Source organism: Sulfitobacter undariae (genome assembly GCF_014196805.1).
Classification (GTDB): Bacteria; Pseudomonadota; Alphaproteobacteria; order Rhodobacterales; family Rhodobacteraceae; genus Sulfitobacter; species Sulfitobacter undariae.
On sequence record NZ_JACIEI010000016.1, the window covers coordinates 41,758 to 66,228 of the forward strand.

At 55.2% G+C, this 24,471-nt stretch carries 20 protein-coding genes and 3 tRNA genes; 14 read left to right on the forward strand and 9 right to left on the reverse strand.

What is annotated here, in order from left to right; all coding sequences use genetic code 11:
• Window positions 1–243: 243 nt before the first annotated feature.
• From lon to purU, 6 genes are all read left to right on the forward strand, one after another.
• Window positions 244–2,655, forward strand: a complete 2,412-nt coding sequence (lon, locus tag GGR95_RS15850) for an endopeptidase La (RefSeq protein ID WP_184567605.1) — start codon at window positions 244–246, stop codon at window positions 2,653–2,655.
• A 221-nt stretch (window positions 2,656–2,876) separates the two neighbouring features.
• Window positions 2,877–3,386: an HU family DNA-binding protein gene (locus tag GGR95_RS15855; protein WP_184567607.1), complete on the forward strand. Its 510-nt coding sequence runs from the start codon at window positions 2,877–2,879 to the stop codon at window positions 3,384–3,386.
• Window positions 3,387–3,608: 222 nt separating this feature from the next.
• The gene (locus tag GGR95_RS15860; RefSeq protein WP_184567609.1) at window positions 3,609–4,184 is read left to right on the forward strand and encodes a histidine phosphatase family protein; all 576 of its coding nucleotides are present in this window, start codon (window positions 3,609–3,611) and stop codon (window positions 4,182–4,184) included.
• Between the two features lie 41 nt (window positions 4,185–4,225).
• A tRNA-Val gene (locus GGR95_RS15865) sits at window positions 4,226–4,301 on the forward strand.
• A 29-nt stretch (window positions 4,302–4,330) separates the two neighbouring features.
• Window positions 4,331–4,407: transfer RNA gene (locus GGR95_RS15870), tRNA-Asp, on the forward strand.
• A gap of 356 nt (window positions 4,408–4,763) precedes the next feature.
• Entirely contained in the window at window positions 4,764–5,648 is an 885-nt protein-coding gene (gene purU, locus GGR95_RS15875; RefSeq protein ID WP_184567611.1) for a formyltetrahydrofolate deformylase, read from the forward strand.
• A gap of 186 nt (window positions 5,649–5,834) precedes the next feature.
• Here the strand turns inward: purU and GGR95_RS15880 are convergent, their stop codons facing one another.
• Complete coding sequence (locus GGR95_RS15880) at window positions 5,835–7,346, reverse strand: leucine-rich repeat domain-containing protein (protein ID WP_184567613.1); 1,512 nt, start codon at window positions 7,344–7,346, stop codon at window positions 5,835–5,837.
• Between the two features lie 152 nt (window positions 7,347–7,498).
• On the opposite strand from GGR95_RS15880, the gene GGR95_RS15885 reads away from it, so the two are divergent.
• Window positions 7,499–7,575: transfer RNA gene (locus tag GGR95_RS15885), tRNA-Asp, on the forward strand.
• Between the two features lie 135 nt (window positions 7,576–7,710).
• Here GGR95_RS15885 and GGR95_RS15890 read toward each other — a convergent pair.
• Together GGR95_RS15890 and GGR95_RS15895 are read right to left on the reverse strand one after the other, a co-directional pair.
• Complete coding sequence (locus GGR95_RS15890) at window positions 7,711–8,454, reverse strand: DsbA family protein (protein WP_184567614.1); 744 nt, start codon at window positions 8,452–8,454, stop codon at window positions 7,711–7,713.
• A gap of 7 nt (window positions 8,455–8,461) precedes the next feature.
• Window positions 8,462–9,793, reverse strand: a complete 1,332-nt coding sequence (locus GGR95_RS15895) for a M48 family metalloprotease (protein ID WP_184567616.1) — start codon at window positions 9,791–9,793, stop codon at window positions 8,462–8,464.
• A gap of 24 nt (window positions 9,794–9,817) precedes the next feature.
• Here GGR95_RS15895 and GGR95_RS15900 point away from each other — a divergent pair, with 24 nt between their 5' ends.
• The 6 genes from GGR95_RS15900 (at window position 9,818) to GGR95_RS15925 (ending at window position 18,364) form a co-directional block, all read left to right on the forward strand.
• Window positions 9,818–10,960 carry a pyridoxal phosphate-dependent aminotransferase gene (locus GGR95_RS15900; RefSeq protein WP_184567618.1) on the forward strand — a complete coding sequence of 381 codons (1,143 nt, stop codon included), beginning with the start codon at window positions 9,818–9,820 and terminating at the stop codon, window positions 10,958–10,960.
• 76 nt (window positions 10,961–11,036) lie between these two features.
• Entirely contained in the window at window positions 11,037–12,254 is a 1,218-nt protein-coding gene (locus GGR95_RS15905) for an N-acetylmuramoyl-L-alanine amidase (protein ID WP_184567620.1), read from the forward strand.
• Window positions 12,255–12,390: 136 nt separating this feature from the next.
• The gene (locus GGR95_RS15910; RefSeq protein ID WP_184567622.1) at window positions 12,391–14,934 is read left to right on the forward strand and encodes a PBP1A family penicillin-binding protein; all 2,544 of its coding nucleotides are present in this window, start codon (window positions 12,391–12,393) and stop codon (window positions 14,932–14,934) included.
• Window positions 14,935–15,019: 85 nt separating this feature from the next.
• A complete protein-coding gene (prfB, locus tag GGR95_RS15915; protein ID WP_184567625.1) occupies window positions 15,020–16,144 on the forward strand; it encodes a peptide chain release factor 2 in 1,125 nt (374 codons plus the stop codon).
• Window positions 16,141–16,914, forward strand: coding sequence for a hypothetical protein (locus GGR95_RS15920; RefSeq protein WP_184567627.1), 774 nt, complete (start codon window positions 16,141–16,143; stop codon window positions 16,912–16,914). Before prfB ends, GGR95_RS15920 begins: the two co-directional genes overlap by 4 nt.
• A gap of 40 nt (window positions 16,915–16,954) precedes the next feature.
• Window positions 16,955–18,364 carry an amidase gene (locus GGR95_RS15925; protein ID WP_184567629.1) on the forward strand — a complete coding sequence of 470 codons (1,410 nt, stop codon included), beginning with the start codon at window positions 16,955–16,957 and terminating at the stop codon, window positions 18,362–18,364.
• Between the two features lie 20 nt (window positions 18,365–18,384).
• Here GGR95_RS15925 and GGR95_RS15930 read toward each other — a convergent pair whose 3' ends face one another.
• From GGR95_RS15930 to GGR95_RS15940, 3 genes are all read right to left on the reverse strand, one after another.
• The gene (locus tag GGR95_RS15930; RefSeq protein ID WP_184567631.1) at window positions 18,385–19,317 is read right to left on the reverse strand and encodes a hypothetical protein; all 933 of its coding nucleotides are present in this window, start codon (window positions 19,315–19,317) and stop codon (window positions 18,385–18,387) included.
• Between the two features lie 54 nt (window positions 19,318–19,371).
• Window positions 19,372–19,932, reverse strand: a complete 561-nt coding sequence (ilvN, locus tag GGR95_RS15935) for an acetolactate synthase small subunit (protein WP_184567633.1) — start codon at window positions 19,930–19,932, stop codon at window positions 19,372–19,374.
• 74 nt (window positions 19,933–20,006) lie between these two features.
• Window positions 20,007–21,758, reverse strand: a complete 1,752-nt coding sequence (locus tag GGR95_RS15940) for an acetolactate synthase 3 large subunit (protein ID WP_184567635.1) — start codon at window positions 21,756–21,758, stop codon at window positions 20,007–20,009.
• A 483-nt stretch (window positions 21,759–22,241) separates the two neighbouring features.
• Here GGR95_RS15940 and GGR95_RS15945 point away from each other — a divergent pair, with 483 nt between their 5' ends.
• The gene (locus GGR95_RS15945) at window positions 22,242–22,460 is read left to right on the forward strand and encodes a DUF6500 family protein (RefSeq protein ID WP_184567637.1); all 219 of its coding nucleotides are present in this window, start codon (window positions 22,242–22,244) and stop codon (window positions 22,458–22,460) included.
• A 13-nt stretch (window positions 22,461–22,473) separates the two neighbouring features.
• Here GGR95_RS15945 and GGR95_RS15950 read toward each other — a convergent pair whose 3' ends face one another.
• From GGR95_RS15950 to GGR95_RS15960, 3 genes are all read right to left on the reverse strand, one after another.
• Window positions 22,474–23,295, reverse strand: a complete 822-nt coding sequence (locus GGR95_RS15950) for an arginyltransferase (RefSeq protein ID WP_184567639.1) — start codon at window positions 23,293–23,295, stop codon at window positions 22,474–22,476.
• A 126-nt stretch (window positions 23,296–23,421) separates the two neighbouring features.
• Complete coding sequence (locus tag GGR95_RS15955) at window positions 23,422–23,847, reverse strand: RDD family protein (RefSeq protein WP_184567641.1); 426 nt, start codon at window positions 23,845–23,847, stop codon at window positions 23,422–23,424.
• A 71-nt stretch (window positions 23,848–23,918) separates the two neighbouring features.
• Complete coding sequence (locus tag GGR95_RS15960; RefSeq protein ID WP_425506415.1) at window positions 23,919–24,350, reverse strand: DUF2852 domain-containing protein; 432 nt, start codon at window positions 24,348–24,350, stop codon at window positions 23,919–23,921.
• Window positions 24,351–24,471: the final 121 nt, after the last annotated feature.

The following is a 24,471-nucleotide window of genomic DNA, read 5'->3' on the forward strand; positions in this document are numbered from 1 at the left end:
GTCAAGTATTAGTTTGGTGTAACGCATTGATGGCATCACAGGTCAAAAATCTGTTACAAACACCGCATTCTATAGTTGCCGCGGCCTTGCGATCCAGCCATGTTAGGGAAAACGCCCTCGCAAATGGGGGCAGCCCATTGAAACAGGCGGGTAGGGTGCACAAGTAACCTATCCATAAGGAGCCGGCCCAAACGTTGCCTCATTGAGGGACTAAAGCTGGTTTGCCAAGATAAGGAAAAGAGCATGCAAGAGCCTCTGAACGCGAGCTATCCGGTATTGCCGTTGCGCGATATCGTCGTCTTCCCCCACATGATTGTGCCGCTTTTTGTCGGTCGTGACAAATCCGTGCGCGCCCTCGAAGAAGTTATGGCCGACGACAAGCAAATCCTGCTGTCCAGCCAAGTAGACCCGGGCGTTGATGATCCTGACAGCGATGGCATCTTTAAATCGGGTGTGTTGGCGAATGTCCTGCAACTGCTGAAACTTCCAGACGGCACTGTTAAAGTACTGGTCGAGGGACAGGCGCGGGTGCGCATCACTGAATACCTTGAGAACGACAGCTTCTTTGAAGCGCGTGCCGAGTATCTGACAGAAACAGCAGGCGATGTTGCCACCACCGAAGCATTGCTGCGCAATGTTGGTGATGAATTTGCACGTTATGCAAAGGTTAAGAAGAACGTTCCCGAAGAAGCGCTGACAGCTGTTAGCGACGCGTCTGATCCTGCCCGCATCGCGGATTTGATCGCGGGCCATTTGGGTATCGAAGTTGAGCAAAAGCAAGACCTGCTGGAAACGCTGGTTGTCTCTGACCGTCTTGAGAAAATCTATGGCCTGATGCAGGGCGAACTGTCTGTGTTGCAGGTTGAGAAAAAGATCAAAACCCGTGTGAAATCGCAGATGGAGAAAACTCAGCGCGAATATTATCTGAATGAGCAAATGAAAGCCATTCAGAACGAATTGGGTGATGGCGAAGACGGTAAAAACGAAGTTGTTGAGCTGGAAGAGCGCGTCGCCGCCACCAAGCTGAGCAAGGAAGCGCGCGAAAAAGCGGATGCGGAGATCAAAAAGCTCAAGAACATGAGCCCGATGTCTGCTGAGGCGACGGTTGTGCGTAACTACCTTGACTGGATGTTGTCCATCCCGTGGGGTGTGAAGTCGCGTGTGAAGAAGGATCTGGCAAAAGCCGAGGCTGTTTTAGATGCGGATCACTATGGCCTCGAAAAGGTCAAAGAGCGCATTGTTGAATACCTCGCGGTGCAGCAGCGGTCCTCCAAGCTGAAAGGCCCGATCATGTGTTTGGTTGGCCCTCCCGGTGTGGGTAAAACATCGCTTGGTAAATCTGTGGCCAAAGCAACGGGCCGCGAATTCATCCGCATCTCCCTTGGGGGGGTACGTGACGAGTCCGAGATCCGTGGCCACCGTCGGACTTACATTGGCTCTATGCCCGGTAAGATTATTCAAGCGCTGAAAAAGGCGAAAACCACCAATCCGCTGATCTTGCTTGATGAAATCGACAAGATGGGTCAGGATTTCCGTGGCGATCCTGCATCTGCAATGCTTGAGGTGCTTGATCCGGAACAAAACGGCACATTTGTCGATCACTACCTCGAGGTCGAATATGACTTGAGTAACGTGATGTTCTTGACCACATCGAACAGCTATAATATGCCCGGCCCCTTACTGGACCGGATGGAGATCATTCCGCTTTCGGGTTATACCGAGGACGAAAAGCGCGAGATCGCTAAACAGCATCTGGTGGCCAAGCAGATTAAAAACCACGGTCTGAAAGCCAAAGAATTCTCGATTGAGGATTCCGCGCTGACTGGCATGATCCGCTATTACACACGTGAAGCGGGGGTGCGGAACCTTGAGCGCGAGATCGCCAAAGTGGCACGTAAGTCACTGACCAAGATCGTGCGCAAGGAAGTGGATAGCGTTACCGTCACGGGGGATAACCTTGACGAGTTCCTTGGCGTGCAAAAACACCGCTATGGTCTGGCCGAAAAAGAAGACCAGATTGGTGTTGTGACAGGGCTGGCTTATACCTCGGTTGGGGGTGAGTTGCTGCACATCGAGGCGCTGCGTTTGCCGGGCAAGGGCCGCATGAAAACGACAGGTAAGCTGGGTGATGTGATGAAAGAATCCATCGACGCGGCCAGCTCCTATGTGCGCTCGATCAGCCCGTCTATCGGGGTGAAGCCACCGGTGTTCGATACCATCGACATCCACGTGCACGTTCCCGATGGCGCAACGCCCAAAGATGGCCCGTCTGCCGGTTTGGCTATGGTGACATCCATCGTGTCTGTGCTGACCAAGATTCCGGTCCGCAAAGACATCGCCATGACGGGTGAGGTTTCGCTGCGCGGTAACGCCATGCCCATCGGTGGGTTGAAGGAAAAGCTGTTGGCGGCCTTGCGTGGGGGGATCAAAACGGTGCTGATCCCGCAGGATAATGAAAAAGACCTGCCTGACATCCCTGACAACGTCAAAGAAGGTCTGACCATTATTCCTGTAAGCCATGTGTCAGAAGTGTTGGAACATGCACTGGTTTCAAAACCGGTTGCCGTTGAGTGGGACGAAGCCGCAGAGGAAGCCGCCGCCGCAGCTGCGCTGGCTGCCAGAACTGGTTCCCGTGATGCTGCAACGACGCATTAACGGGCTGACCCCTTAAAACCTATCAGCGCCCTGCACAATTTGCGGGGCGCTTTACGTTTGTAAGGTGTCTGTTCTCGTGGCGTTTCGCGGGAAGGTAGAAAATGCCGTGATATGTTACGGTTTATCCCTTTTATTATTGGCATAACTGGAATTTTCTGCGCTGTTCTGGTATAGATTACACCATATAATAAACTAACTGAGCATCAGAGCGGGAATAGGTCATGACTACAGCAGTAAAAACACCAGCAAAAGCGCCTGCCAAGGCGGCAGCAAAAACTCCAATCAAAGTGGCGGCAAAAGCACCTGCCAAAGCGACACCTAAAACAACCACCATAGTCAGCAGCACAGAGGCTGCCATCAAACCTACAGCTTCGGCGCCGACCGCCAAGCTTCCGACTGCCGCCATTACCACGCCGACAGTTGCCAGTGCGATTGATCCGATTTTGGGCAATGAATTGCGCAAAAAAGAACTGTTCGATCTGGTTGTGGACCGGTCAGGTATGAAAAAGAAAGACGTGAAGCCCATTGTTGAAGCAATGCTCGCCGTCTTGGGGGATGCGTTTGCTGAACAGCGCGAGATGGACCTGCAACCGCTGGGTAAATTGAAAATTCAACGTAGCAAAGAACTTGCTGACGGGCAGATGACCATCCTGAAATTGCGTCAGAAAACAGCACGTATGAACGCGGCCATTGATACCGGTTTGTCAAATCCGATTGATCCAGAGCTATAATCCCGGCGGCTGAAACCTGAATTATTGCATTACGCCTCCCAATAAATGGCCGGGCGTAATCGCTATACCAATGGCGCGGGCAGCGCAGATCAATCTCGTTGCGGATGTCATGCATTTAAATCTATTACCTCTGCCCACTTCCGCCTTTCTGAATGATGCCCTAGGTTGATTGAACCTCTGCTTGTCTATGCAAGTGTCAGTTTTGAAAGTGAAAACCTTCCTATGCCTCATTACCCAGAGCTTTACATCCTGCGCCATGGTGAGACGGAATGGAACGCCCAAGGCCGTATGCAGGGAGCGTTGAACTCTCCGTTGACACAAAAAGGCAGGGAGCAGGCGATGCGGCAGGGCGAAATCCTGTCGGGCATAGACTTGACGGGATTTGACATCATTACCAGCCCCCAAGGACGGGCGTTTGAGACAGCCGCGATCGCTTTGGCGCGGCAGGTGGATCATTTGCATACGGACACACGTTTACGCGAAATCGGTGTGGGAACTTGGGCCGGCAAACTACGCCGAGACTTAGCTGAGGGCAGGGATGTTGTTGAGGGGCCAGACGGCGCGCTTGAACTTTATGAGCACGCACCAGAAGGTGAAGGCTTTGCCGCGCTGGAACTGCGCTGTGCTGAATTTTTGGAATCACTTACACGCCCATCAGTCTTGGTCACTCATGGCATAACATCCCGTATGTTCCGTGTTCTTGCTACGGGAAATAAGGGCGAAAACCTTGTAAATATTGGGGGCGGACAGGGGGTCGTCTTTCATTTGAAAAAAACCGTACAAAAACGTTTAGATTGAGGTTGCGCTCCCTAATTACATTGTCTAAACCCCAACTTATCGGGTCGTTAGCTCAGTTGGTAGAGCGCTTCGTTTACACCGAAGATGTCGGGAGTTCGAGTCTCTCACGACCCACCATTTCTCCTTAGGGAGAGAGAAATATATGCGCGGTTGTAGCTCAGTTGGTTAGAGTATCGGCCTGTCACGCCGAGGGTCGCGGGTTCGAGTCCCGTCAACCGCGCCACTTTCTCATTTAGTCCCCAGATATCAAATTCATGATGCCACTGGGTGACTTGAGACGATTTAAATCCAGTTGTCTAACCAGCCCAACATGAGCCGTATTCGATGCATGACGTGCCGATTATAGGCATGTGCGGCGCAGGTGTCTGATGCAGGGTGGTTTTGCTGCTGCCTCGTTGTGGTCCCCTTTGTGCATGATCGGAAACCTAATCTCCAATAGGGTCCTTGTTCACTGTGACAACGCGCGTGTTGGCAGGTCTGGTGTCTTGACGGGGCAGTGCCCCTGATAAACACATATCCAACCGGCAATCGCCGCCTTTGCAACTGAACGCTTGTTAGCGTCCCGACTGGACTATTGTTATGAAAAAATATGCCCTTACAGTTACTTGTCCTTCAAAGCGCGGGATCGTGGCTGCGATTGCGAACTACCTTGCGGATACGGATTGCAACATCACGGACAGCGCCCAGTTCGACGACAAAGAGACCGCTAATTTCTTTATGCGGGTCAGCTTTGAAAGCGAAGGGGATGCGGAGCTGGCGGATGTGGAAAAAGGCTTTGCCGATGTGGCGGGGGCCTTTGGGATGGAATATGAATTCCACGACGAAGCGCAGAAGATGAAAGTGGTGATCATGGTGTCGCGGTTCGGGCATTGCCTGAACGATCTGCTGTACCGCTGGCGCATCGGGGCGCTGCCGATTGATATCGTCGGGGTGGTTTCAAATCACATGGATTATCAAAAGGTTGTGGTCAATAACGACATCCCGTTCCATTGCATCAAGGTCACCCCAGAGAACAAACCAGAGGCCGAAGCACGCATTATGGCGGTGGTCGAAGAGGCGGGGGCGGACCTGATTGTGCTGGCGCGGTATATGCAGATTTTGTCGGATGAGATGTGCCAGAAGATGTCAGGGCGCATCATCAACATCCACCACTCGTTCTTGCCCAGCTTTAAGGGGGCAAACCCTTATAAACAGGCGTTTCAACGCGGTGTGAAGCTGATCGGGGCGACGTCGCATTATGTGACGGCTGATCTGGATGAAGGCCCGATCATTGAACAAGACACCGTGCGGGTGACACATGCGCAATCTGCCAATGATTACGTGTCCTTAGGCCGCGATGTAGAGAGCCAAGTCCTGGCCCGCGCCATCCACGCGCATATCCATCGCCGGGTGTTTTTGAACGGCAATAAGACCGTCGTTTTCCCCGCGTCGCCCGGATCATATGCATCGGAACGGATGGGGTAATCTGACCCTGACAAAGTGTTGCGCGGCGGGGGATTTTGGATTTCCCGAGAATCGTCGCCGTGCAGCGGGTTAACGTGCTGAAATCTGGGCGTTTTGGGGCGGTGCTCTGCGTACATTTCCCGTGCACAACGCGTACACCCCCTGTGCACCGATTTGGCCGGTAACAGGGCGTGCGGTGTTGTTGCGTTAGCGTTTGTACTTGCGCAACATTTCCATTGAGCGTGCGATCAGGTCTGCGGCCCAGATGTGGCCTTGTTCACTCCAACTGCTGGCGACGATCATGATAGCCTCGCGGTTGGCGGAAATGAATTTTAGGGCGGTCACGGCTTCCTCAGTCAAGAGAGACATTGCTACTGCTTTTGAGAGTTTTGATATCCCAACAAGAAGCATATTTTTGACATAAGATATACGATAGCCTGCTGTCCGCCCTTCATCGGGTGCGTTCACAGCGGTCTGGCCAAAATGTGCCGCGCGTTCAGTGAGCAACGGACTGTCAATTAAGGCTTGAGCCATCGTGCGTTCGCTATTTACTACCGCCTCATCACGCTTCTGCTGGGCGTATTGCAGGTTTCTTGCCTCAAACAGCTCTACGTCAGGATTTCCGAGGGTGAGTGGCGGACCCAGACGGGTGACTTTACGCAGGGTATCCAGACAGTCTTGATCCAGCGGATCATGTCGCTGGGCGTTGCCTGCAACCAGATCGGTCAGTGTTGCGATTTCGATGTGGATGTCGAGCAGGTCTGCGTCCTCGAAGCTGCCGCTGAATATGTCATTCAGGGCATTGGCGGGGGCTGACAGCTCGGGATATCGATTGCCAAGGCGGGCGAGGTCAGAGACCGCTGCGCGAAGGCGTTCGAACATGCGTGCTTTGAGGGGATCATCATGATCGCTTTGATCCAGCGGGACGTGTTCGAGGTCCAGCTTGCCATCATCAGTGATCTGAACCCTTGGGCCTGTGTCTGGTTCGGGGGCTTTGGGGGATTTTTTCACATCCCACGGCAGCGGATCGGGGTAGGGCGGGATGCTGCGCAGATAGGCGAGGGTTTTTTGGGTTCTTTCGGTGTCGTCTTCGATTTCGGATAGTTCGGTGAGTTCTGGTGAGGAGGCCGCGGCTGGTGTGTTGCGGAAACTCAGGCCGGACGCTAGGTCTTCTACTTCTTCATTGAACTCAAGCTGTGCGATGGGGCGTAAATCGCGCACTTCTGTGTCGTTCAAAGTCAGCCAAATGAGGTGAGAAAGGACCTGTAAAGCGGAAATATCTGCTACTGAAGTAGCCCAAAGCGATAAACTTCTGAGCGTTGTGATGTTCTGGAGTGGGGAAATATCCGCAATAGGCGTCTGGCCTAAGCCCAGATGCTTCAGTGCCCTTAGCGCGGAAATTGGGGTGAGATTGTTTACATGTGTGTTGTTGCAGTTGATTAGTTCAAGATTTTTGCAATGTTGAAGGGGTTCGAGGCTAGAGACTTGAGTATCGGCAAGGGACAGCACCATAAGGTGCGGCAGCGCTGCTATGGGGGTGAGGTCGGAAATCTGTGTGTTATCAAGGTCGACATGGATAACTATCGGTAGATCATTAAGCGGCGGCACGTCTTTGAGGTTGGGCAGATAGCTAAAGTCGAGGATTGTAGCCCCCTCAGCCCGCGCTTCTTCAACCCGCTGCTCTGCTTCGGCGTATGCTTCTTGTGCTGTCAGTTCCATTGCTCTGCCTCGCCGTTTCTCTGCCTGCTTTGCCGTCTATCCTGCCTGCTGAAAATTAATCACACAAGCCGTGAAGTAATCTCTTGACGCATGCGCCGCCTTGGCCTATTCCGCACGAACGCTCTGAGGGTTCGCCCAAAGAGACGCAGCAAGCGGTTGTAGCTCAGTTGGTTAGAGTATCGGCCTGTCACGCCGAGGGTCGCGGGTTCGAGTCCCGTCAACCGCGCCACTGCTGCTTTTAAAAAGGTCTCCTTCGGGAGGCCTTTTTTGGTTTTGGGCATCTGATTGTTTTTGGGCGTCTGATTTATGAGGATCGGGAGGGGGGCCAGCAGCGCGGGTGCCACGCTGCTGGAAAGGGTGTGATTTAGCCGCGTTTGTCAGCCACAATCGCCTGCATTTGTTGCAAAGGCAGATAGCCCCGCAGCATTTCGTCTTTCAGGACAAATGTGGGGGTGCCCGTGATGGCCAGCGTGTCGGCCAAGGCGCGTGTTTTGGCGATTTCGGCGGTGACGTCGTCGCTGTCCATATGCGCCTCAATGGCTGTCATGTCCAAACCGAAGGTCGTGCCCAAGCGGCGCAGGCTGGCCAATGTGATGTCGCCATTAAAGCTCATCAAGGCGTCAGAGACGGTTTTGTAATCATCGCCGCCGGAAATCTGTTTGACCGCAATGGCAAAGCGCGAGGCAAGCACAGAGGCTTCTCCCAGAATGGGGAATTCTTTTACGATCATTTTGATGTTGCCATCTGTTTCCAGCAATTCGGCCACTTCGCTGTGGGCTTTTTTGCAATAGCCGCAGCGGTAGTCCAGAAATTCAACCAAGACGATGTCGCCGTTGAGGTTGCCGCCCTGCCATGAGTAGCCATCGTCAAAGATGGCGGCGGCGTTGTCAGCGACCAGATCAACGTCAGCTTGTACTTGCTGCTGCTGCTCGCGCTGTTGCAGGACCTCGACGGCCTGCATGATCACTTCGGGGTTTTCCAGAAGGTAGGAACGGACTTCGGCGCGAAAGAGGGCGCGTTCTTCGTCGGTCATTTCCTTGAGATCGGCAGCAAAGGCCGTGGTGGCAAGTGCGCCCAAAAGGGCGGAGGTGGCGAGAAGTCGTTTCATAGGAGATTTACTTTCGTTTTGCAGCGCGTTCAGACGCAATCAACACATCTTGCGCCCGCTGCCAAGGGCCGGAGCCCTCGGAGAGAAGGTGGGATGCGCGTTTGGCATGGATTCCAGCGTCTTTTAACCGCCCGTTCAGGGCGTAACGCTCGGAGGTGACAAGGGCAGCCATGCCGGTTTGACCGGATTTGGCATAGGCGGTGGCCAGATCGCGCAGCATAGAGCCGTCGCGGTAATCCTGGTGGCGGGACTTTTCGAGCACTGAGAGGGCTTGTTTCACCTGACCAGAGGCCAGCAGCGCACGGCCATAGCCCGACAGGATCAGCGGATCATTGGGGGCGCGTTTGACGGCGCTGGCGTAGGTTGCTGCGGCGGCTTGGAAGTTGCGGGTTTCCAGCAGGATTTGGCCTTTTTGATCGCGCAGAAACGGATCATTGGGGCGTGCCGATATTGCTGCGTCTATGGCGGACAGCGCCTTTTTCGTGCGCGAGTTGCGATGTTCGGCGACGGCTTGGCGCAGGCCGCGCACATCGGCGTAGCGTTCTGATTTCAGGCGGCGCAGGGTCCAACTGGGCGCGCGGGTATAGGCGGTCAGTTTCCCTTGCAGGCGGGCGAACCAGTAGTCCGCTGTGGGATCAGCGGGGAGGGTGCCATAGCTGGCCGCATAACCCGCCACAGCCCGCACACGGTCACGGCTAAGTGGATGGGAGCGGGCGTAGGGGTCTTGGCGGCCAACGCTGAGGACTTCTTGTCCGGCAAAAATCTCAAGCGCGTCCTGCATGCCCTTGGGGGAGACGCCAGCGGATTTCATAAAACGGATGGCGGATTGATCGGCTGAGGCTTCCTCGGCTCTGGTGTGTCCCAGAAAGGCACGTTGTGCCGATGATGTTGTCCCTAATGCGATACCCGCCGCTGCCGATCCGTTGCCCGAAGCTGCTGCCGCAGCGGCAAGCGCGATCCCCAAACCGCTGATGGTGCGGGCGTTGCCTATGTTCCCCATGCGGCGCACGATATGGCCGTTTGCGATATGCGCGGCCTCATGGGCGATAATCCCTTGCAGCATCGCGGCATTATCAAGTTTGTTGATCAGGCCGTAATGCACATAAATGGCATCATTGCTGACGACAAAGGCATTGAGAGTACTGTCATTCACGACCAGAATTTTTACTCGTGCGGGGCTGAGGCCTGCGGCCCGCAATATAGGTGCGCTGATTTGCTTTAGCGCGTGCTCCATATCCGCATCGCGCAGCAATCCTATAGCCTGCGCAGGCGAGGCCAGCAGGGCAATTACAAACAGGGCGGCTATTGACGTCATCAGACGGATCAGGTGAAAGCGCATAAACACTACTCTAGGAGAGCAAGCATGCGGAATTCAAGCAGATCCGAAGTTGATCCCTTTATTGTGATGGATGTCATGCAGGCGGCGGCGCGTGCCGAAGCTGCTGGCCGTCACATTATCCATATGGAGGTGGGACAGCCCGGAACCGGTGCGCCAAAGGGGGCCGCGGCTGCATTGACCACTGCGATGGATCAGGGGTCATTGGGGTATACAGTGGCGTTGGGTATCCCTGAGCTGCGCGCACGTGTCGCACGGATGTATGGTGAATGGTATAACGTCGATCTGGACCCGAACCGCGTGGTGATCACATCGGGATCATCCGGCGCGTTTATTCTGGCGTTTACCGCGCTGTTTGACAGCGGCGACCGTGTGGGCATCGGCGCACCGGGATATCCCAGCTATCGCCAGATTTTGGGTGCTTTGGGAATGGTGCCTGTTGATCTGCCCACGGCTGCCGAAAACCGCTATCAGCCCGTGCCAGCAGATTTTGCAAATATGGATTTACGCGGGTTGATGGTGGCGTCGCCTGCGAACCCGACAGGCACGATGCTGGACCGTCCCGCATTGTCGGCGCTGATTGGGGCGTGCCATGAGACAGGCGCGTCCTTTATCTCGGACGAGATTTATCACGGTGTAGAATATGAGAAGAAGGCGGTAACGGCGCTTGAGGTCACAGATGAATGTTATGTGATCAACAGCTTCTCCAAGTATTTCAGCATGACAGGCTGGCGAGTGGGCTGGATGGTGGTGCCAGAGGATCAGGTGCGAGTGGTGGAGCGGATTGCGCAGAACATGTTTATTTGTGCGCCTCATGCCTCGCAGGTGGCGGCGCTGGCCGCGATGGACTGTGACGATGAACTGCAGGCCAATATGGATGTCTACCGCGCCAACCGTGCCTTGATGTTGGACGGTCTGCCCAAAGCAGGGTTTGACCGCATCGCCCCCCCAGACGGGGCGTTTTACGTCTATGCGGATGTGAGTGAGATTACGCAGGATAGCCGTGCTTTGGCTGCGGATATTTTGGAAAAAGCGGGGGTGGCTGTGACGCCTGGATTGGATTTTGATCCGCTGCGCGGCCATACCACGCTGCGTTTTTCCTATGCGCGTAGCACGGCAGATATCCGCGACGGGTTGGAACGGTTAAGCGCCTATATGAAGACCCGCTGAGGCGCTGGACCGAAGGGGCGATTGAGTGGTATACACCGCGCAAAGCGCCACATAAGAACGGATGGCCGGAGCAGTGATGAAACGACTTTTACTCAGCCTTATCTGTGCCTTGGGCGTTTCTGGCGCGGGGTATGCGCAGGACCTTACCGCGCTTGCGCGTGTGGACGTGCAGGGCAGCGGGATCGAGGATGGCTGGTTCGGGCGCACGGATATTACCCTGCGGTTGAGCCAAGGGGTGCCCTTTCGCGTCTTTACGCTGGCCGAGCCTGCGCGTTTGGTTGTGGATTTTCGGGAAGTCGATTTTTCGGGGTTGCTGGCCAGTGATTTCATCGGGGACAGCAAATACATCAGCGCGGCGCGCTTTGGGGCCTATCACCATGGCTGGTCGCGGTTGGTTGCTGATCTGGCAGAGCCGATGTTGCCCGACGAAATTGGCATGCCTGTGGATGTGAACAGTGGCCGCGCAGCTTTGGAAATATCGCTCAAGGCCGTCAGTGAAGAGGTGTTTGCGGCGGCGTCGGGCGCGCCAAATGACCCCAATTGGACGCCTGCGTTTTTAAAAGCGGTGCCTGCGGCGAAGCAACCACAAGAGAACCGATTTACGGTTGTGTTAGATCCGGGTCATGGGGGTGTCGATCCGGGGGCTGAGCGCGACGGGTTGGATGAAAAGACATTGATGCTCAGCTTTGCGCGTACCTTGGCGGATGCACTACGGCGTGAAGGTGTTGAAGTGGTATTAACCCGTGATGATGATGTCTTTGTCGCGCTTGAAAGCCGTGTTGCGATTGCCCATCAAGTTGGCGGCGATCTGTTTATTTCGCTGCATGCAGATATTCTGAGCCAAGGCGGGGCGCGGGGGGCGACGATTTATACCTTGTCGGATGAAGCCAGCGAAGAAGCGACATCGCTGCTTGTGGCGCGTCATGAAAAATCCAGCATCCTTGCGGGATCGGACTTAACTGGCGTGGATGACCAAGTTGCGCAAATCATGCTGGATTACGCCCGCAAAGAAACCGAGCCACGATCAGAAGCCTTGGCCAAAGCCTTGGCTGGGGGGATGGCAGACGCAGGGGGCCCGATGAACCGCCGCCCGTTACGCAGTGCCGGTTTTTCGGTTTTGAAATCGGCGGATATTCCTTCGGTTTTGATTGAAATCGGGTTTCTTAGCTCGGACCGCGATCTGGCTAATCTGGGTGATCCGGTCTGGCGGCAAGAGATGGCGCAGGGGATTGCTAAATCGGTGCTGGCATGGCGTGATGCGGATGCGGCGCGTGCGCCACTGGTGCGCCAATAGAGGCGGCAATATAAAACGAACAGGCCTGAAAATTAGGCGATGTTTCGCCCTCTTTCTCCATGCTTGCCTTTTGACCATCGTAACCTTTGCGCGTATAGGGAAGGCTATTCAAACAGCTATATAGGAGCTGTCACGCGTGTTTCGGATGATCCTGTCATTTTTTGGGGGTATTTTTACCACCCTGACCATGTCTATTGGCATGGTGGCGCTCACTATTGGGGCGGTCTTCTGGATGTACGGGCGTGATTTGCCCAGTCACGAATCTCTGGCCTCTTATACGCCGCCCACGATCAGCCGGATTTATTCCGGCCAAGGGCGGTTGATTGACGAATTTGCGCAAGAGCGCCGTTTGTTTGCACCTGCGGATACCATCCCCGATTTGGTCAAGCAGGCGTTTATTTCCGCAGAAGACAAGAATTTCTACGACCACGATGGGTATGACCTGCGCGGCATCGGCTCGGCTGCTGTGGACGCGGTTAAATCACGTGGGCAAGACGTGCGCGGCGCCTCGACCATCACACAGCAGGTCATGAAGAACTTTTTGTTGTCGGGCGACCGCCGTGCCGAACGCAAGATCAAGGAAATCATCCTTGCTGCGCGCGTTGAAGAGGCTTTGCCCAAAGAGAAGATTCTTGAACTGTATTTGAACGAAATTTTCTTGGGTCAGAACAGCTATGGTGTAGCAGCGGCCAGCCAAACCTATTTCAACAAAACCCTGAGCGAGCTTGCCCCCCATGAAGCGGCGTTTCTGGCGAGCCTTCCCAAAGCGCCTTCTGATTACCATCCGGTGCGCCGCAAGGATCGCCTGACCGCACGCCGCAACTATGTTTTGCGCGAGATGCAGCAGAACGGTTACATCACCGAAGCGGTTTATCAAAAAGAACGCCAAGAGCCTCTGCGGTCGGTTCAGAATGGTGACTTTGAAAGCTTTAAGGCCGAATTGCCACCACGTGATTATTTCACCGATGAAATCCGCCGCCAATTGTCCGAACATTTCGGCGAGGGCGAGTTTTTCACAGGCGGCCTGACCGTGCGCGCAACCATCGATAATGAAATGCAGCCGATTGCTGCGGACGCCCTACGTCGCGAGTTGGAGAGTTTCGACCGTGGGCGCGGTGTTTGGCGCGGCACGGGAGAGACATTGCCCGCCGAAGCTTTGGTCGATGAGGAAACGTGGCGCGCTGCGTTGTCCAACGTGCGTGTGCCGCGTGACATCACGCTGGAGACACAGTGGTTTCCTGCGGTTGTTCTAGAGGTGGGGACAGGCGGTGCGCGTTTGGGTATCGAATCTGTTGAAAATGACGAAGGCGGCAATTGGGTGCCGCGCAATGATATGGAGTGGGCGCGTGCGCGTCAGGAAAACGGCAAGCTGGGCGGCCGTGGTGATCTGGTAGACGTCGGTGATGTGGTGCTGGTGCGCCGCATGGTGACGGATGCCGACGGGTCATTTATCCGCTGGACGTTGCGGCAGGTTCCAGAGGTGCAGGGCGGCTTTGTTGCGATGGACGTGAACACTGGCCGTGTGATAGCCATGCAGGGCGGGTTCAGCTATCAATCCTCGGTGTTCAACCGCGCTACACAGGCGAAACGCCAGCCCGGTTCCAGCTTTAAACCCTTTGTTTTTGCGGCTGCATTGGACAGTGGATATACGCCTGCAACGATCATTGTGGATGCCCCGATCGAGATCAACACACCGCAAGGGGTGTGGCGTCCGCAGAACTCCTCCAACCGCTATTACGGCCCGACGCCGCTGCGCACAGGGATCGAGCAATCACGCAACTTGATGACCATCCGGCTTGCACAAGAAGTCGGGATGCGTACTGTCGGCGATTATGCTGAAAGGTTCGGGGTTTATGACAATCTGTCGCCCGTTTTGGCAAACGCATTGGGGTCGCAAGAAACCACATTGTACCAAATGGTTGCGGCCTATGCGATGTTTGCCAATGGCGGCGAACGGGTTGAACCTACGTTGGTGGACCGCGTGCAAGACCGCTATGGCCGGACGGTCTATAAACACGACAAACGTGTTTGCGAAGATTGTAGTCTGACAACTCTGCCTGCTGGCACATCGCCACGGGTGATTTCAAACCGTGAGCGGGTGATGGACCCTGTGACGGCCTATCAGCTGACGTCGATGATGAAAGGTGTTGTTGAGCGCGGGACCGCACGCCGCACGGTGAACTTGCCTGTGCCAACTGCGGGTAAAACGGGCACAACCAACGATGCAAAAGACGTTTGGTTTGTTGGCTTCACCTCTAACATCGTAGCAGGTTGCTATATCGGCTATGATCAGCCGCGCAGCTTGGGACGTGGTGCATCAGGTGGGGGGATGTGTGGCCCTGTTTTCCAACGCTTTATGTCAAAAGCAGTGAAAAAATACGGTGGCGGTAAATTCGCTGTGCCGCAGGGGTGTGAATTCATCAAAATTGACCGCTTTACAGGCGCACGTTTGGGGGCAGGCGCAAGCGGCGCAAATGTTGTGTCTGAATGTTTCCGCGAAGGCGAAATCATCAACTTCGGTATCACTTTTGACGGCGGTTTTGCCATGGGGGCAGATTTGCCACTGGTTGAAGAGGTTGGCGGAAACAGAGGTAGAGAAGTCACAACCTCGTCGGGGAAAAAAGCAGTCGTCGGGCCAAAAGCGGGATTTGGTACGCTTAGCTCGGGTGGTTTGTACTAGGCGACCTTGTAGCGGCGCACGTGCTGGTCTATCACATGAGCGGCTCCCGTATCTTCGGGGGCCGCTCTATAATTTAGGACTGATCATGCGCGCAGAAGTACAAAGCACCGTCGATAAAATCCGCAAATCGTTGGACCTTCTGGGGCAGCGGCTGAACGTGGAAACTGCGCCTTACCGGCTGGAAGAATTCAATGCCCGTGTTGAGGACCCCACACTGTGGGATGATCCCGATGCAGCGCAAAAACTGATGCGTGACCGTCAGGCACTGGTGGATTCCATCGGCACCTATGAGGGCATCAAAAACGATCTACAAGACAACATAGACCTGATTGAATTGGGTGAAATGGAAGACGACGCCGAAGTTGTCACCGAAGCCGAAACCGCGCTTGCGGCCTTATCCGTCACCGCCGCCCAGAAAGAGCTGGAAGCGTTGCTGGATGGCGAGGCGGATGCAAATGACACCTTCCTTGAAATCAACTCGGGTGCGGGTGGCACAGAATCATGTGACTGGGCCAGCATGCTGGCGCGGATGTATGTGCGGTGGGCCGAGAAAAAAGGCTATACGGTTGAGCTTCAGGCCGAGAGTGCAGGAGAAGAGGCGGGGATCAAATCTGCGTCTTATAAGATCAGCGGCCATAATGCCTATGGCTGGCTGAAATCGGAATCAGGGGTGCACCGTTTGGTGCGCATCTCACCGTTTGACAGCGCTGCCAAACGCCACACGTCTTTTACCTCGGTCAAAGTTTATCCTGTGGTAGATGACAACATCGAGATCGAAGTGAACCAGTCCGATATTCGGATTGATACTTACCGTTCCTCCGGGGCGGGTGGCCAGCACGTGAACACCACGGATTCGGCTGTGCGTATCACCCACCATCCTACGGGCATTGTTGTGACCTCGTCAGAGAAATCACAGCACCAGAACCGTGACATCGCCATGAAGGCGCTGAAATCGCGGCTGTATCAGATTGAGTTGGATAAGCGTTCGGCTTTGGTGAATGAGGTGCATGAAAACGCAGGGGATGCGGGCTGGGGAAACCAGATTAGATCCTATGTTTTGCAGCCTTACCAAATGGTAAAAGACCTGCGCACCAGCTATGAGACATCGGATACCAAAGGCGTCTTGGACGGCGATCTGGACGGTCTGATGGGGGCAACGCTGGCGCTGGCCGTGTCGGGCAAAAGCCGCGCACAGGCACAGGGCGAATGATGCGCGTTGCTGCCTTTGCGCTGATCGCATCGGCGGGGGCAGCTGCAGCGGATACATTTCCCGACTATTCAGCACAGGGCTGTGTCATTGCACCGGGTGTTATACGTGCGCCTGAGGTGCAGCAAGCCTTGGATGCGGGGCATGCCACTGTGCAAGGCGATTGGGTGTTAATCGGGCCTGCGCTGTGTAAAATTGCGCCGCCTGTGATTGATCCTGTGTTAAGCGCCACGGATGCGGATGTGGCACCTTTCATCTCGGCAGTGGATGCCTATCCAGATGCGCCAGGTTGTTTTCTGGATGCGGAAGCCATGAAGCAGAAGCTGGAGGTCTCGCGCGGCTGGAGCGAGACACGTGCTCACCGTGAATATGTCCGAATGATTAGCGCAGGGATTTTCAGCGGGGAATGGCGATTTTTCGGTCTGTCCCCTTTGGCGACGCCCATGGGGTTTCAACTGATGACAGGGGCCTGTGCGCAAGTGCCCGATGCCCAAAAAATAGCCAAAAGCCATAGTGATATGATCGCAAGTTTTGACGGGTTTATTCGTAAAAATGCACAGTATCTACCTTGCGAAACGGGCGGGCACTTTGATTATTCCCCATGGCATGAGTTCTATGAAACCTTGGGGCAGGGCCCGATTATCAATGCATGGCAGGCATATGAAGTATCATTTGCACTTCATGGATCGGATTGGGTGACTTGGACGGATATGAAAGACAAAGGCATGCCACGCCCGCCTGTTTGCTCTTTTGACGGATTGATCGAACCCTAAGCCTATTGCGCGGCAAGATGTTTCGCAGCACTATTAGCGCATGGATATTTTGAACATGGATGCGTGCGCCCAATCTGCCGCGCTTGAGAATGGTGATCTGTCTGCCGCCGAGCTGATGGAAGCCACGTTGGCCCGTATTGAGGCCGTAAACCCCGCCGTAAATGCAATCGTCAGCCTGCGCGACGGTGAACGCCTGATGGAGGAAGCACGTGCCGCCGATAATGCTCCGCGCTCGGGGTGGCTGCATGGGATGCCGATTGCGATCAAAGACTTGGCCAATGCAGCAGGTTTGCCGACCTCTATGGGATCACCGTTGTTTGCGGGCCAAGTGGCTGAAACGGATGACACGATGGTCGCACGGTTGAAAGCTGCGGGTGCGATCATCATTGGGAAAACCAATACGCCGGAATTTGGTCTTGGCAGCCACACGTTTAATCCTGTGCACGGTGCCACGCGCAACCCCTATGACCTGAGCAAATCTGCGGGTGGCTCCTCGGGCGGTGCAGCGGCAGCTTTGGCTGCGGGAATGCTCAGCGTGGCAGACGGGTCTGACATGATGGGCAGTCTGCGCAATCCTGCGGGGTGGAACAATGTCTATGGCATGCGCCCGACATGGGGGACGATCCCGAATGAACCTGAGGGTGATATGTTTTTGCATCAGCTCTCCACCTCTGGCCCGATGGCGCGCAGCCCTGCGGACCTTGCGGGTTTGCTGGATGTGATGACGGGCGCTGATCCGCGTCTGCCGTTGAGCACCGAAGCTGTCAAGACCTTTGCTGGCATCAACCGTGCTCCGAAAAACCTGCGCATTGGGTGGCTGGGCGATTGGGACGGCGCATTTCCCTATGCGGATGGGATCATGGATATCTCTCAGGCTGCGATGGTGCAGATGGAAGGGCTGGGCCATAAGGTTGAAACGTTGAACGCGCCGTTTGATGCCTATGCCATGTGGCAGTCGTGGAATGATCTGCGCTCCTTTGCGATGGCTGGCAAACTGGGGCCACTTTATGCTGACCCGACCAAAAACGAGTATCTCAAACCCGCCTGTATCTGGGAAATCGAGCGCGGTTTGGCGATGTCGGCGATGGATGTGCAGCGGGCCAGCGCGATCCGCTCGGATTGGTTCCGCCGTGTGACGCGCCTGTTTGAGAGCATGGATGTGTTGGTGCTGCCGTCGGCGCAGCTTTGGCCGTTTGATGTGGAGTGGGTTCACCCAGAAGAGATCGCAGGGCAGGCGATGGACACCTATCACCGCTGGATGCAGGTGGTTGTACCTGCGGGGCTGATTGGTCTGCCTGTGGTCAATGTGCCTGTTGGGTTCAGTGCGGATGGCCTGCCTGCGGGGGTGCAGTTGATTGGGCCACGCGGCAGCGATGGGGCGTTGTTGCAACTGGCGCAGCAATGGCACGGCGCGACGGAATGGCCGCAAAAGCGCCTGCCACAACTCTAAGCCAAGGGCGACCTATTGGATTAAACCTGTGCGAGATCAGGCCAGTCCAATAGGATTTCGCCCTTGGGGCTGCCGCGTAATTTGACGGTTTTTACATCGTAATAGTTTTCATAGTCAGACAGCTGCGCGGCCAGTTCTGGGTGTGAACTGATGTTCCTGAAAAACGCGTTTTGGAGCCAGTCAGGTGTGACATATGCCAACTGCGCTTGCCTGAATACCGCTGTAAGGGTTTCAGCTATCTGTGCTGATGCATCTTGGTACAGGGTGTTCTCTGCAGAGGTGTCAGGTGAGCAGTAAAATGGCGCAGTCAGGCTGTTGGCAATGGGGTGGGCCAAAGCATTATCGGCCCAAGGGGTGTGCATTTGGCTGAGCGATTGCACCATGTCTGCCGGGCTGATCAGGGTTAGAAGGCACAGGTCTAGTATATCGTCTGCGGGGCCGTCCAGATCAGGCTCTGCGGGTTGGCTGTGACGCCAGTCTGACAGGGTAAATTGGCCTTTGCCGAACCAGTCATAGAATAATGCGATGGCCAGATCGCGTAAACAGTCCTGCAACGGGGTGGGCCAGAACCAAAAGGCGGCTTGCTGCGCGGTCTCGAGTACTTCGGGATAGGAATTGCCAAAGCCGTTTGGTGGGGGGCCATAAAGCAATTTTTCAACGCCCATAGGCAAAAACAACTTGAGTGTGTCTTCGCCTCCGGCGCAATGCGCGTGCTCAAAATGGATTTGTGCAAAATCTTCGGGTTGGGGAGAGCGGCCCTGTTTGACCAGCCGCGCGGCGGCGATAATTCGGTTGGCCATCGGCGGATCAAAGCATCGGCTGCACAGATGCGTCGGGATGGAGTGATCATAGCTAAGATATGTCGCATGCAGGGCTTCAAGAGCCTGTGCAAGCGGGGGCGGTGAGGGAGGCAGAGGGACCAGCCAATCGGGGGATGTTCCTGCTACTGTCACCTATGGCACCTCCGGTTGGCAAAAGCTGCGGCCCCGATTGGAGCCGCAGTATCCTTATTCGCCGCGCGACAAGGCCGCGACGCCCGTACGCGCCACATCGGCAAGGCCGAGCGGGCGCATCAGATCGGCGAATGCGTCGATTTTCTCGGGGGCGCCTGTGATTTCAAAGACAAAGCTGGTGAGGGTGCTATCCACCACATTGGCGCGGAAAATATCGGCAAGGCGCAGAGCTTCGACACGTTTGTCGCCTGTGCCCGTGACTTTGAACATCGCCAATTCCCGCTCAACACAGGGGCCTTCTACGGTCAGGTCATGGACCTCGCGCACGGAAATAATCCGTCCGGTTTGCGCCTTGATCTGTTCAATCACCTGCGGCGTGCCACGGGTGACGATGGTGATGCGGCTCAGGTGGCCTGTATGGTCCACTTCGGCGACGGTCAGACTGTCGATGTTATATCCGCGCCCAGCATACAGACCGATGACGCGGGCCAGAACGCCCGGTTCGTTCTCGACCAGCAGAGCAAGGGTGTGGCGTTCTTCGACGTCCGAAAAGTTAGGACGCAGGTTATAGGCGGAATGGCTTTGCGCGCCTTTTTTGATTTTTAGAGCTGACATATCTTATATCCTTTTGATCCGTACGGGGGCGGAGTTTTTTGCAAACTCCGCTCGTTTCCTTTGAAGAAAACGTGTCACACCAATACTTTACCCTTTGCGTCAATTGCGGTTGAGGTATCAACCTCGCCCATGATCATCTCGTTATGGGCCTTGCCTGACGGGATCATCGGGAAGCAGTTTTCGTGCTTTTCCACCAGACAATCAAACAGGACAGGGCCGTCATAATTCAGCATTTCCATGATCGCATCGTCCAGATCATCGGGATCGGAGCAGATGATGCCTTTGGCGCCAAAGGCTTCGGCCAATTTTACGAAATCTGGCAGGCTCTCTGACCAGCTGGAGGAGTAACGCTCGCCGTGGAGCAATTCCTGCCACTGGCGGACCATGCCAAGGCGCTCGTTGTTCAGGATGAACTGTTTGACGGGCAGTTTATACTGCATCGCCGTACCCAGTTCTTGCATGTTCATCAACCAAGATGCTTCACCCGCAACATTGATGACCAATGATTCAGGGTGCGCCATTTGCACGCCGATGGAGGCAGGGAAGCCATAGCCCATAGTGCCAAGGCCACCTGACGTCATCCAGCGGTTCGGGTCTTCAAAGTCCAGATATTGCGCGGCCCACATTTGGTGCTGGCCAACTTCGGTGGTGATATAGCGGTCGTGATCTTTGGTCAGCGCCTGAAGGCGTTGCAGCGCATATTGCGGTTTGATGATCTTGCCCTTTTGGGTGAATTTGAGGCAATCCACCGCGCGCCATTCGTCGATCTGTTTCCACCACTTGGCCACAGCTTCGGAATTGGTTTTGCGACCGCGTGATTTCCAGACCTTCAACAGATCCTCAAGAACATGGCCCACATCGCCCATGATCGGGATATCAACGCGGATGACTTTGTTGATCGAAGAGGGGTCGATGTCGATATGGGCTTTTTTGGAGTTCGGGCTGAATTTTTCAACAACGCCTGTGATGCGGTCATCAAAGCGGGCGCCGATGTTGATCATCAGGTCACAGCCGTGCATGGCCATATTGGCCTCATACAGCCCGTGCATGCCCAACATGCCCAGCCATTTCTCGCCCGAGGCAGGATAGCAGCCCAGACCCATCAGGGTTGAGGTGATCGGGAAACCCGTGGCTTCGACCAGCTCGCGCAGCAATTGCGATGCGGCAGGGCCAGAGTTGATGACGCCGCCGCCTGTGTAGAACACAGGGCGTTTTGCCGTTTCCAGTGCTTCAACCAATTCCGTGATCGCGGTCATGTCGCCTTTAAGCTGGGGCTGATAGTGCGATTTAACGGCGGTTTTTTGGGTGTAGTCGCCCGTGGCAAATTGAACGTCTTTGGGGATGTCCACCAGAACGGGACCGGGGCGGCCCGATGTGGCGATGTGAAATGCCTCGTGCAGTGCAGCAGAGAGTTTGTCTGTCTCTTTTACCAGACGGTTATGTTTGGTGCAGGCGCGGGTGATGCCCACGGTGTCGGCTTCTTGGAAGGCATCCGAGCCGATCATGAATGTCGGAACCTGACCCGACAAAACAATGATCGGGATACTGTCGAGAAGCGCGTCTGTCAGACCCGTCACAGCGTTTGTCGCACCTGGCCCAGAGGTGACAAGCGCCACACCCGGTTTACCAGTTGAACGCGCATAACCTTCGGCGGCATGAACGGCGGCTTGTTCGTGGCGGGCCAGCACGTGTTTGATCTGGTTTTGTTGAAAAATCTCGTCGTAGATCGGCAAGACAGCGCCGCCAGGATACCCGAATATAGTATCGACGCCCTGATCAATCAGGGCTTGAACGATCATTTTCGCTCCGGTCATCTGGCGTGTCATTATCTTGGTCCTTTATCTTGGCGTCTTTTTGTTGTGCCCGTGCTGGGCGATCTTGGCGTTAGGTCAGGGTCTGGCTTACTTCTAGTCTGTCGGGGTTACGCATAAAACAGTTATTGCCCATAAAAAAGCCCCCGAGAGTGTCGGGGGCGCATGGTGACAAATATGGTCTGCCGTTACCGGCCCATGCGCGTTCGATCCACAATGACGACTAGGCTAAACATTGGCCTCATACTCCGTTGGTTTGTCAGGAGACATTATGGGCGGTTTTTGGGGGCGTCAACCGTCAATTGGTGTGAATTTGTGTCGCTGGAGGGTGATTTTGTGAAATAAAATGTCGAATGCTGCGTGGCGGTTGTAATTTTGTGAAATATGAGGTCGTGCGCGCGGCTGTTTTTACAGCGCTTCCAGCACGAAACAGGATTGAGTTCACGCGCCAAAGCGGGAATGAAGGGCGGAGAGAATAAGGGGCGGGGAGATGGAGCCATGCGCGCGACTTTGAGAGAGAAAGCTGTGGCGGTTTGTGACGATAAAATCGCAAAAAAGGGGGAAGGGGTCGGCCTGTCGTTTTATGCGTTTTTTGCCAACCGCAATGACGACCCCGCGCTTTTGATGGAGGCGGCGACATGGTGGATCGAGACCCACGAATTGGATCACTTTGAAAAAGCCGTGAAAATCCGCGCGCTTGTTTTATCGGGCCAATAGGGGCGTCTTGGCTCTAGCCGCGATTTGGCTTTGGAGTGGGCAGCGAGATATTGGCAACCTGTTCAGAGATCGGATCATTGCTGAGCGGGTGAGGATCAAGCGCAAAAGACTCTGGATCGCGCATGGGCTGCCATTTGCCGCCCATAAAGACTTCTAGCCCTGAAAACTTGGCTTTGTAGCCCATCTTGGGACTGCCGGGCACCCAATAGCCTAGATAGACATAGGGCAGACCTGCGCTGCGGGCGATTTCAATGTGATCAAGGATGATATGCGTGCCCAAGCCGTTGCGCGGGCGGTCTGGCGTATAGAAAGAGTAAACCATGCTCACCCCATCGCCGAGGACATCGGTGAGGCAAACGCCGACCAGCTCGGAGGTGGTTTGATCGGTATATTCAATCACGCGGGTGCGGATCGGGGTTTCCTCGATCATCGCTGCGAATTCGAACACATCCATATCGGCCATGCCGCCATCTGCATGGCGGCTTTCCAGATAATGGCGGAAAAGGTCGTATTGTTCTTCGGTGGCCCAAGGTGATGTGGCGCGGCGCGTTAGCTCGGTGTTGCGGTTCATCGTGCGGCGCTGGCTTTTGCTGGGCTTGAAACGCGACACATCTATGCGCGCCGAGAGGCACGAAGCGCAATCGGCGCAGGACGGGCGGTACAGCACATTCTGACTACGGCGAAAGCCTTGGGAGGATAGGCTGTTGTTGAGATCCTGCGCGTTCTCGCCCTGCAATGCCGTGAACAGCTTTCGTTCCATGCGCCCTTCCAGATAGGGGCAAGGTTGCGGTGCCGTTACATAAAACTGCGGGGCAATAGGAAGCGAGTGGCGCATGGTGGGGCGTGTCCGGTCATCTGATGTAACGTGCAGGGAGGCGAGAAGAAGCTGATTTACCTAAAATGATAGCGTGACTACCAAAAGGGGCAATCCCTAAACTGCGGTGGTGGTTAAGCGGTGGGGTTACGCGCGGCGGTTCAGGGCGACAGTGCCGAGTACAAAGTCGCTCAGGCCTTGACCGCGTTCGGAGCTGAGCATCATCACAACGGAGGCCAATTGGATGAGCGGGACACCTAGAGAGAGCGTGTAGCCAAGCGTGTGGGCAAAGGCGATCGGCAGGTCAAAGGGACGATCCGCGCTGGTGCGCAGCTCAATCGCCATCAACCGCATGCCTAATGTCGCAGAGCCGTTGGATAGGGTGATGACGCGGTAAGAAAAACCGAGAACCGCGTAGAGGAAGGGCAGAAAAAATAATCCAGTAAAGGCGGTGAACGGCAATATCACGACGGTAAGCGCCGAGATCACCAGCACATCGACAACCCAAGCCAACAACCGTTTGCTGGGCACGCCATCATAGAACTGTGGTTGCATATCGGGATCAGGGGTCATGTCAGTCTTTCATTTATGCATTCTGCGCCTTCCCTGTGATGTGGGAAGGCGCGAGGGAGGTTTCAAGACGATTATGCCGATGGCTTGTCGTCTTTGCGGTTGGCGCGTTCGTCCATGAAGGCGTCAAATTCGGATTTGTCCTTGGCTTCGCGCAGACGCTCAAGGAAAGTTTCAAAGTTTCCTTGCTCTTCTTCCAGGCGTTTCAGCGTGTCGGCCTTGTAGGCGTCAAAGGCGGCGTTGCCTGTGGGGCGGTGGATATCCATTGTAGAGCGGAAAGTGCTGCGGCTACATCCGCGTGAAGACTTCGAGAACATGCGTTTACTCCAGATCATATAGCCCAGTAGGGCAAGACCAACAGGCCAAAAAAAGATGAAACCGACGACCATCGCCGCAATCCATGCGCCTTTGCCGCGCTCATCAAGCCAGCTTTCAGTGCGCTTGAACCAGCCCTCACGGGAGGTGCTGGATGATGTGTAGGTATTTGTATCAGTCATCATGGTCATAGTAATCCCTCAGTGTTGCGGTGTGCGGCCTCCGATTTGGGGCGCTTCACCGGTGAAAGGGGTTTAATGTAAATGCCCTTCACATCACTCAATTTGGCTATGGTGAGGATTTTTACAAGGC

Excerpts from the sequence above, each read along its gene's own strand:
- lon (WP_184567605.1), top strand. The coding sequence starts at position 244 with ATGCAAGAGCCTCTGAACGCGAGCTATCCGGTATTGCCGTTGCGCGAT.
- GGR95_RS15855 (WP_184567607.1), top strand. The coding sequence starts at position 2,877 with ATGACTACAGCAGTAAAAACACCAGCAAAAGCGCCTGCCAAGGCGGCA.
- GGR95_RS15860 (WP_184567609.1), top strand. The coding sequence starts at position 3,609 with ATGCCTCATTACCCAGAGCTTTACATCCTGCGCCATGGTGAGACGGAA.
- purU (WP_184567611.1), top strand. The coding sequence starts at position 4,764 with ATGAAAAAATATGCCCTTACAGTTACTTGTCCTTCAAAGCGCGGGATC.
- GGR95_RS15880 (WP_184567613.1), bottom strand. The coding sequence starts at position 7,346 with ATGGAACTGACAGCACAAGAAGCATACGCCGAAGCAGAGCAGCGGGTT.
- GGR95_RS15890 (WP_184567614.1), bottom strand. The coding sequence starts at position 8,454 with ATGAAACGACTTCTCGCCACCTCCGCCCTTTTGGGCGCACTTGCCACC.
- GGR95_RS15895 (WP_184567616.1), bottom strand. The coding sequence starts at position 9,793 with ATGCGCTTTCACCTGATCCGTCTGATGACGTCAATAGCCGCCCTGTTT.
- GGR95_RS15900 (WP_184567618.1), top strand. The coding sequence starts at position 9,818 with ATGCGGAATTCAAGCAGATCCGAAGTTGATCCCTTTATTGTGATGGAT.
- GGR95_RS15905 (WP_184567620.1), top strand. The coding sequence starts at position 11,037 with ATGAAACGACTTTTACTCAGCCTTATCTGTGCCTTGGGCGTTTCTGGC.
- prfB (WP_184567625.1), top strand. The coding sequence starts at position 15,020 with ATGCGCGCAGAAGTACAAAGCACCGTCGATAAAATCCGCAAATCGTTG.
- GGR95_RS15920 (WP_184567627.1), top strand. The coding sequence starts at position 16,141 with ATGATGCGCGTTGCTGCCTTTGCGCTGATCGCATCGGCGGGGGCAGCT.
- GGR95_RS15925 (WP_184567629.1), top strand. The coding sequence starts at position 16,955 with ATGGATATTTTGAACATGGATGCGTGCGCCCAATCTGCCGCGCTTGAG.
- ilvN (WP_184567633.1), bottom strand. The coding sequence starts at position 19,932 with ATGTCAGCTCTAAAAATCAAAAAAGGCGCGCAAAGCCATTCCGCCTAT.
- GGR95_RS15940 (WP_184567635.1), bottom strand. The coding sequence starts at position 21,758 with ATGACACGCCAGATGACCGGAGCGAAAATGATCGTTCAAGCCCTGATT.
- GGR95_RS15945 (WP_184567637.1), top strand. The coding sequence starts at position 22,242 with ATGCGCGCGACTTTGAGAGAGAAAGCTGTGGCGGTTTGTGACGATAAA.
- GGR95_RS15950 (WP_184567639.1), bottom strand. The coding sequence starts at position 23,295 with ATGCGCCACTCGCTTCCTATTGCCCCGCAGTTTTATGTAACGGCACCG.
- GGR95_RS15955 (WP_184567641.1), bottom strand. The coding sequence starts at position 23,847 with ATGACCCCTGATCCCGATATGCAACCACAGTTCTATGATGGCGTGCCC.
- GGR95_RS15960 (WP_425506415.1), bottom strand. The coding sequence starts at position 24,350 with ATGACCATGATGACTGATACAAATACCTACACATCATCCAGCACCTCC.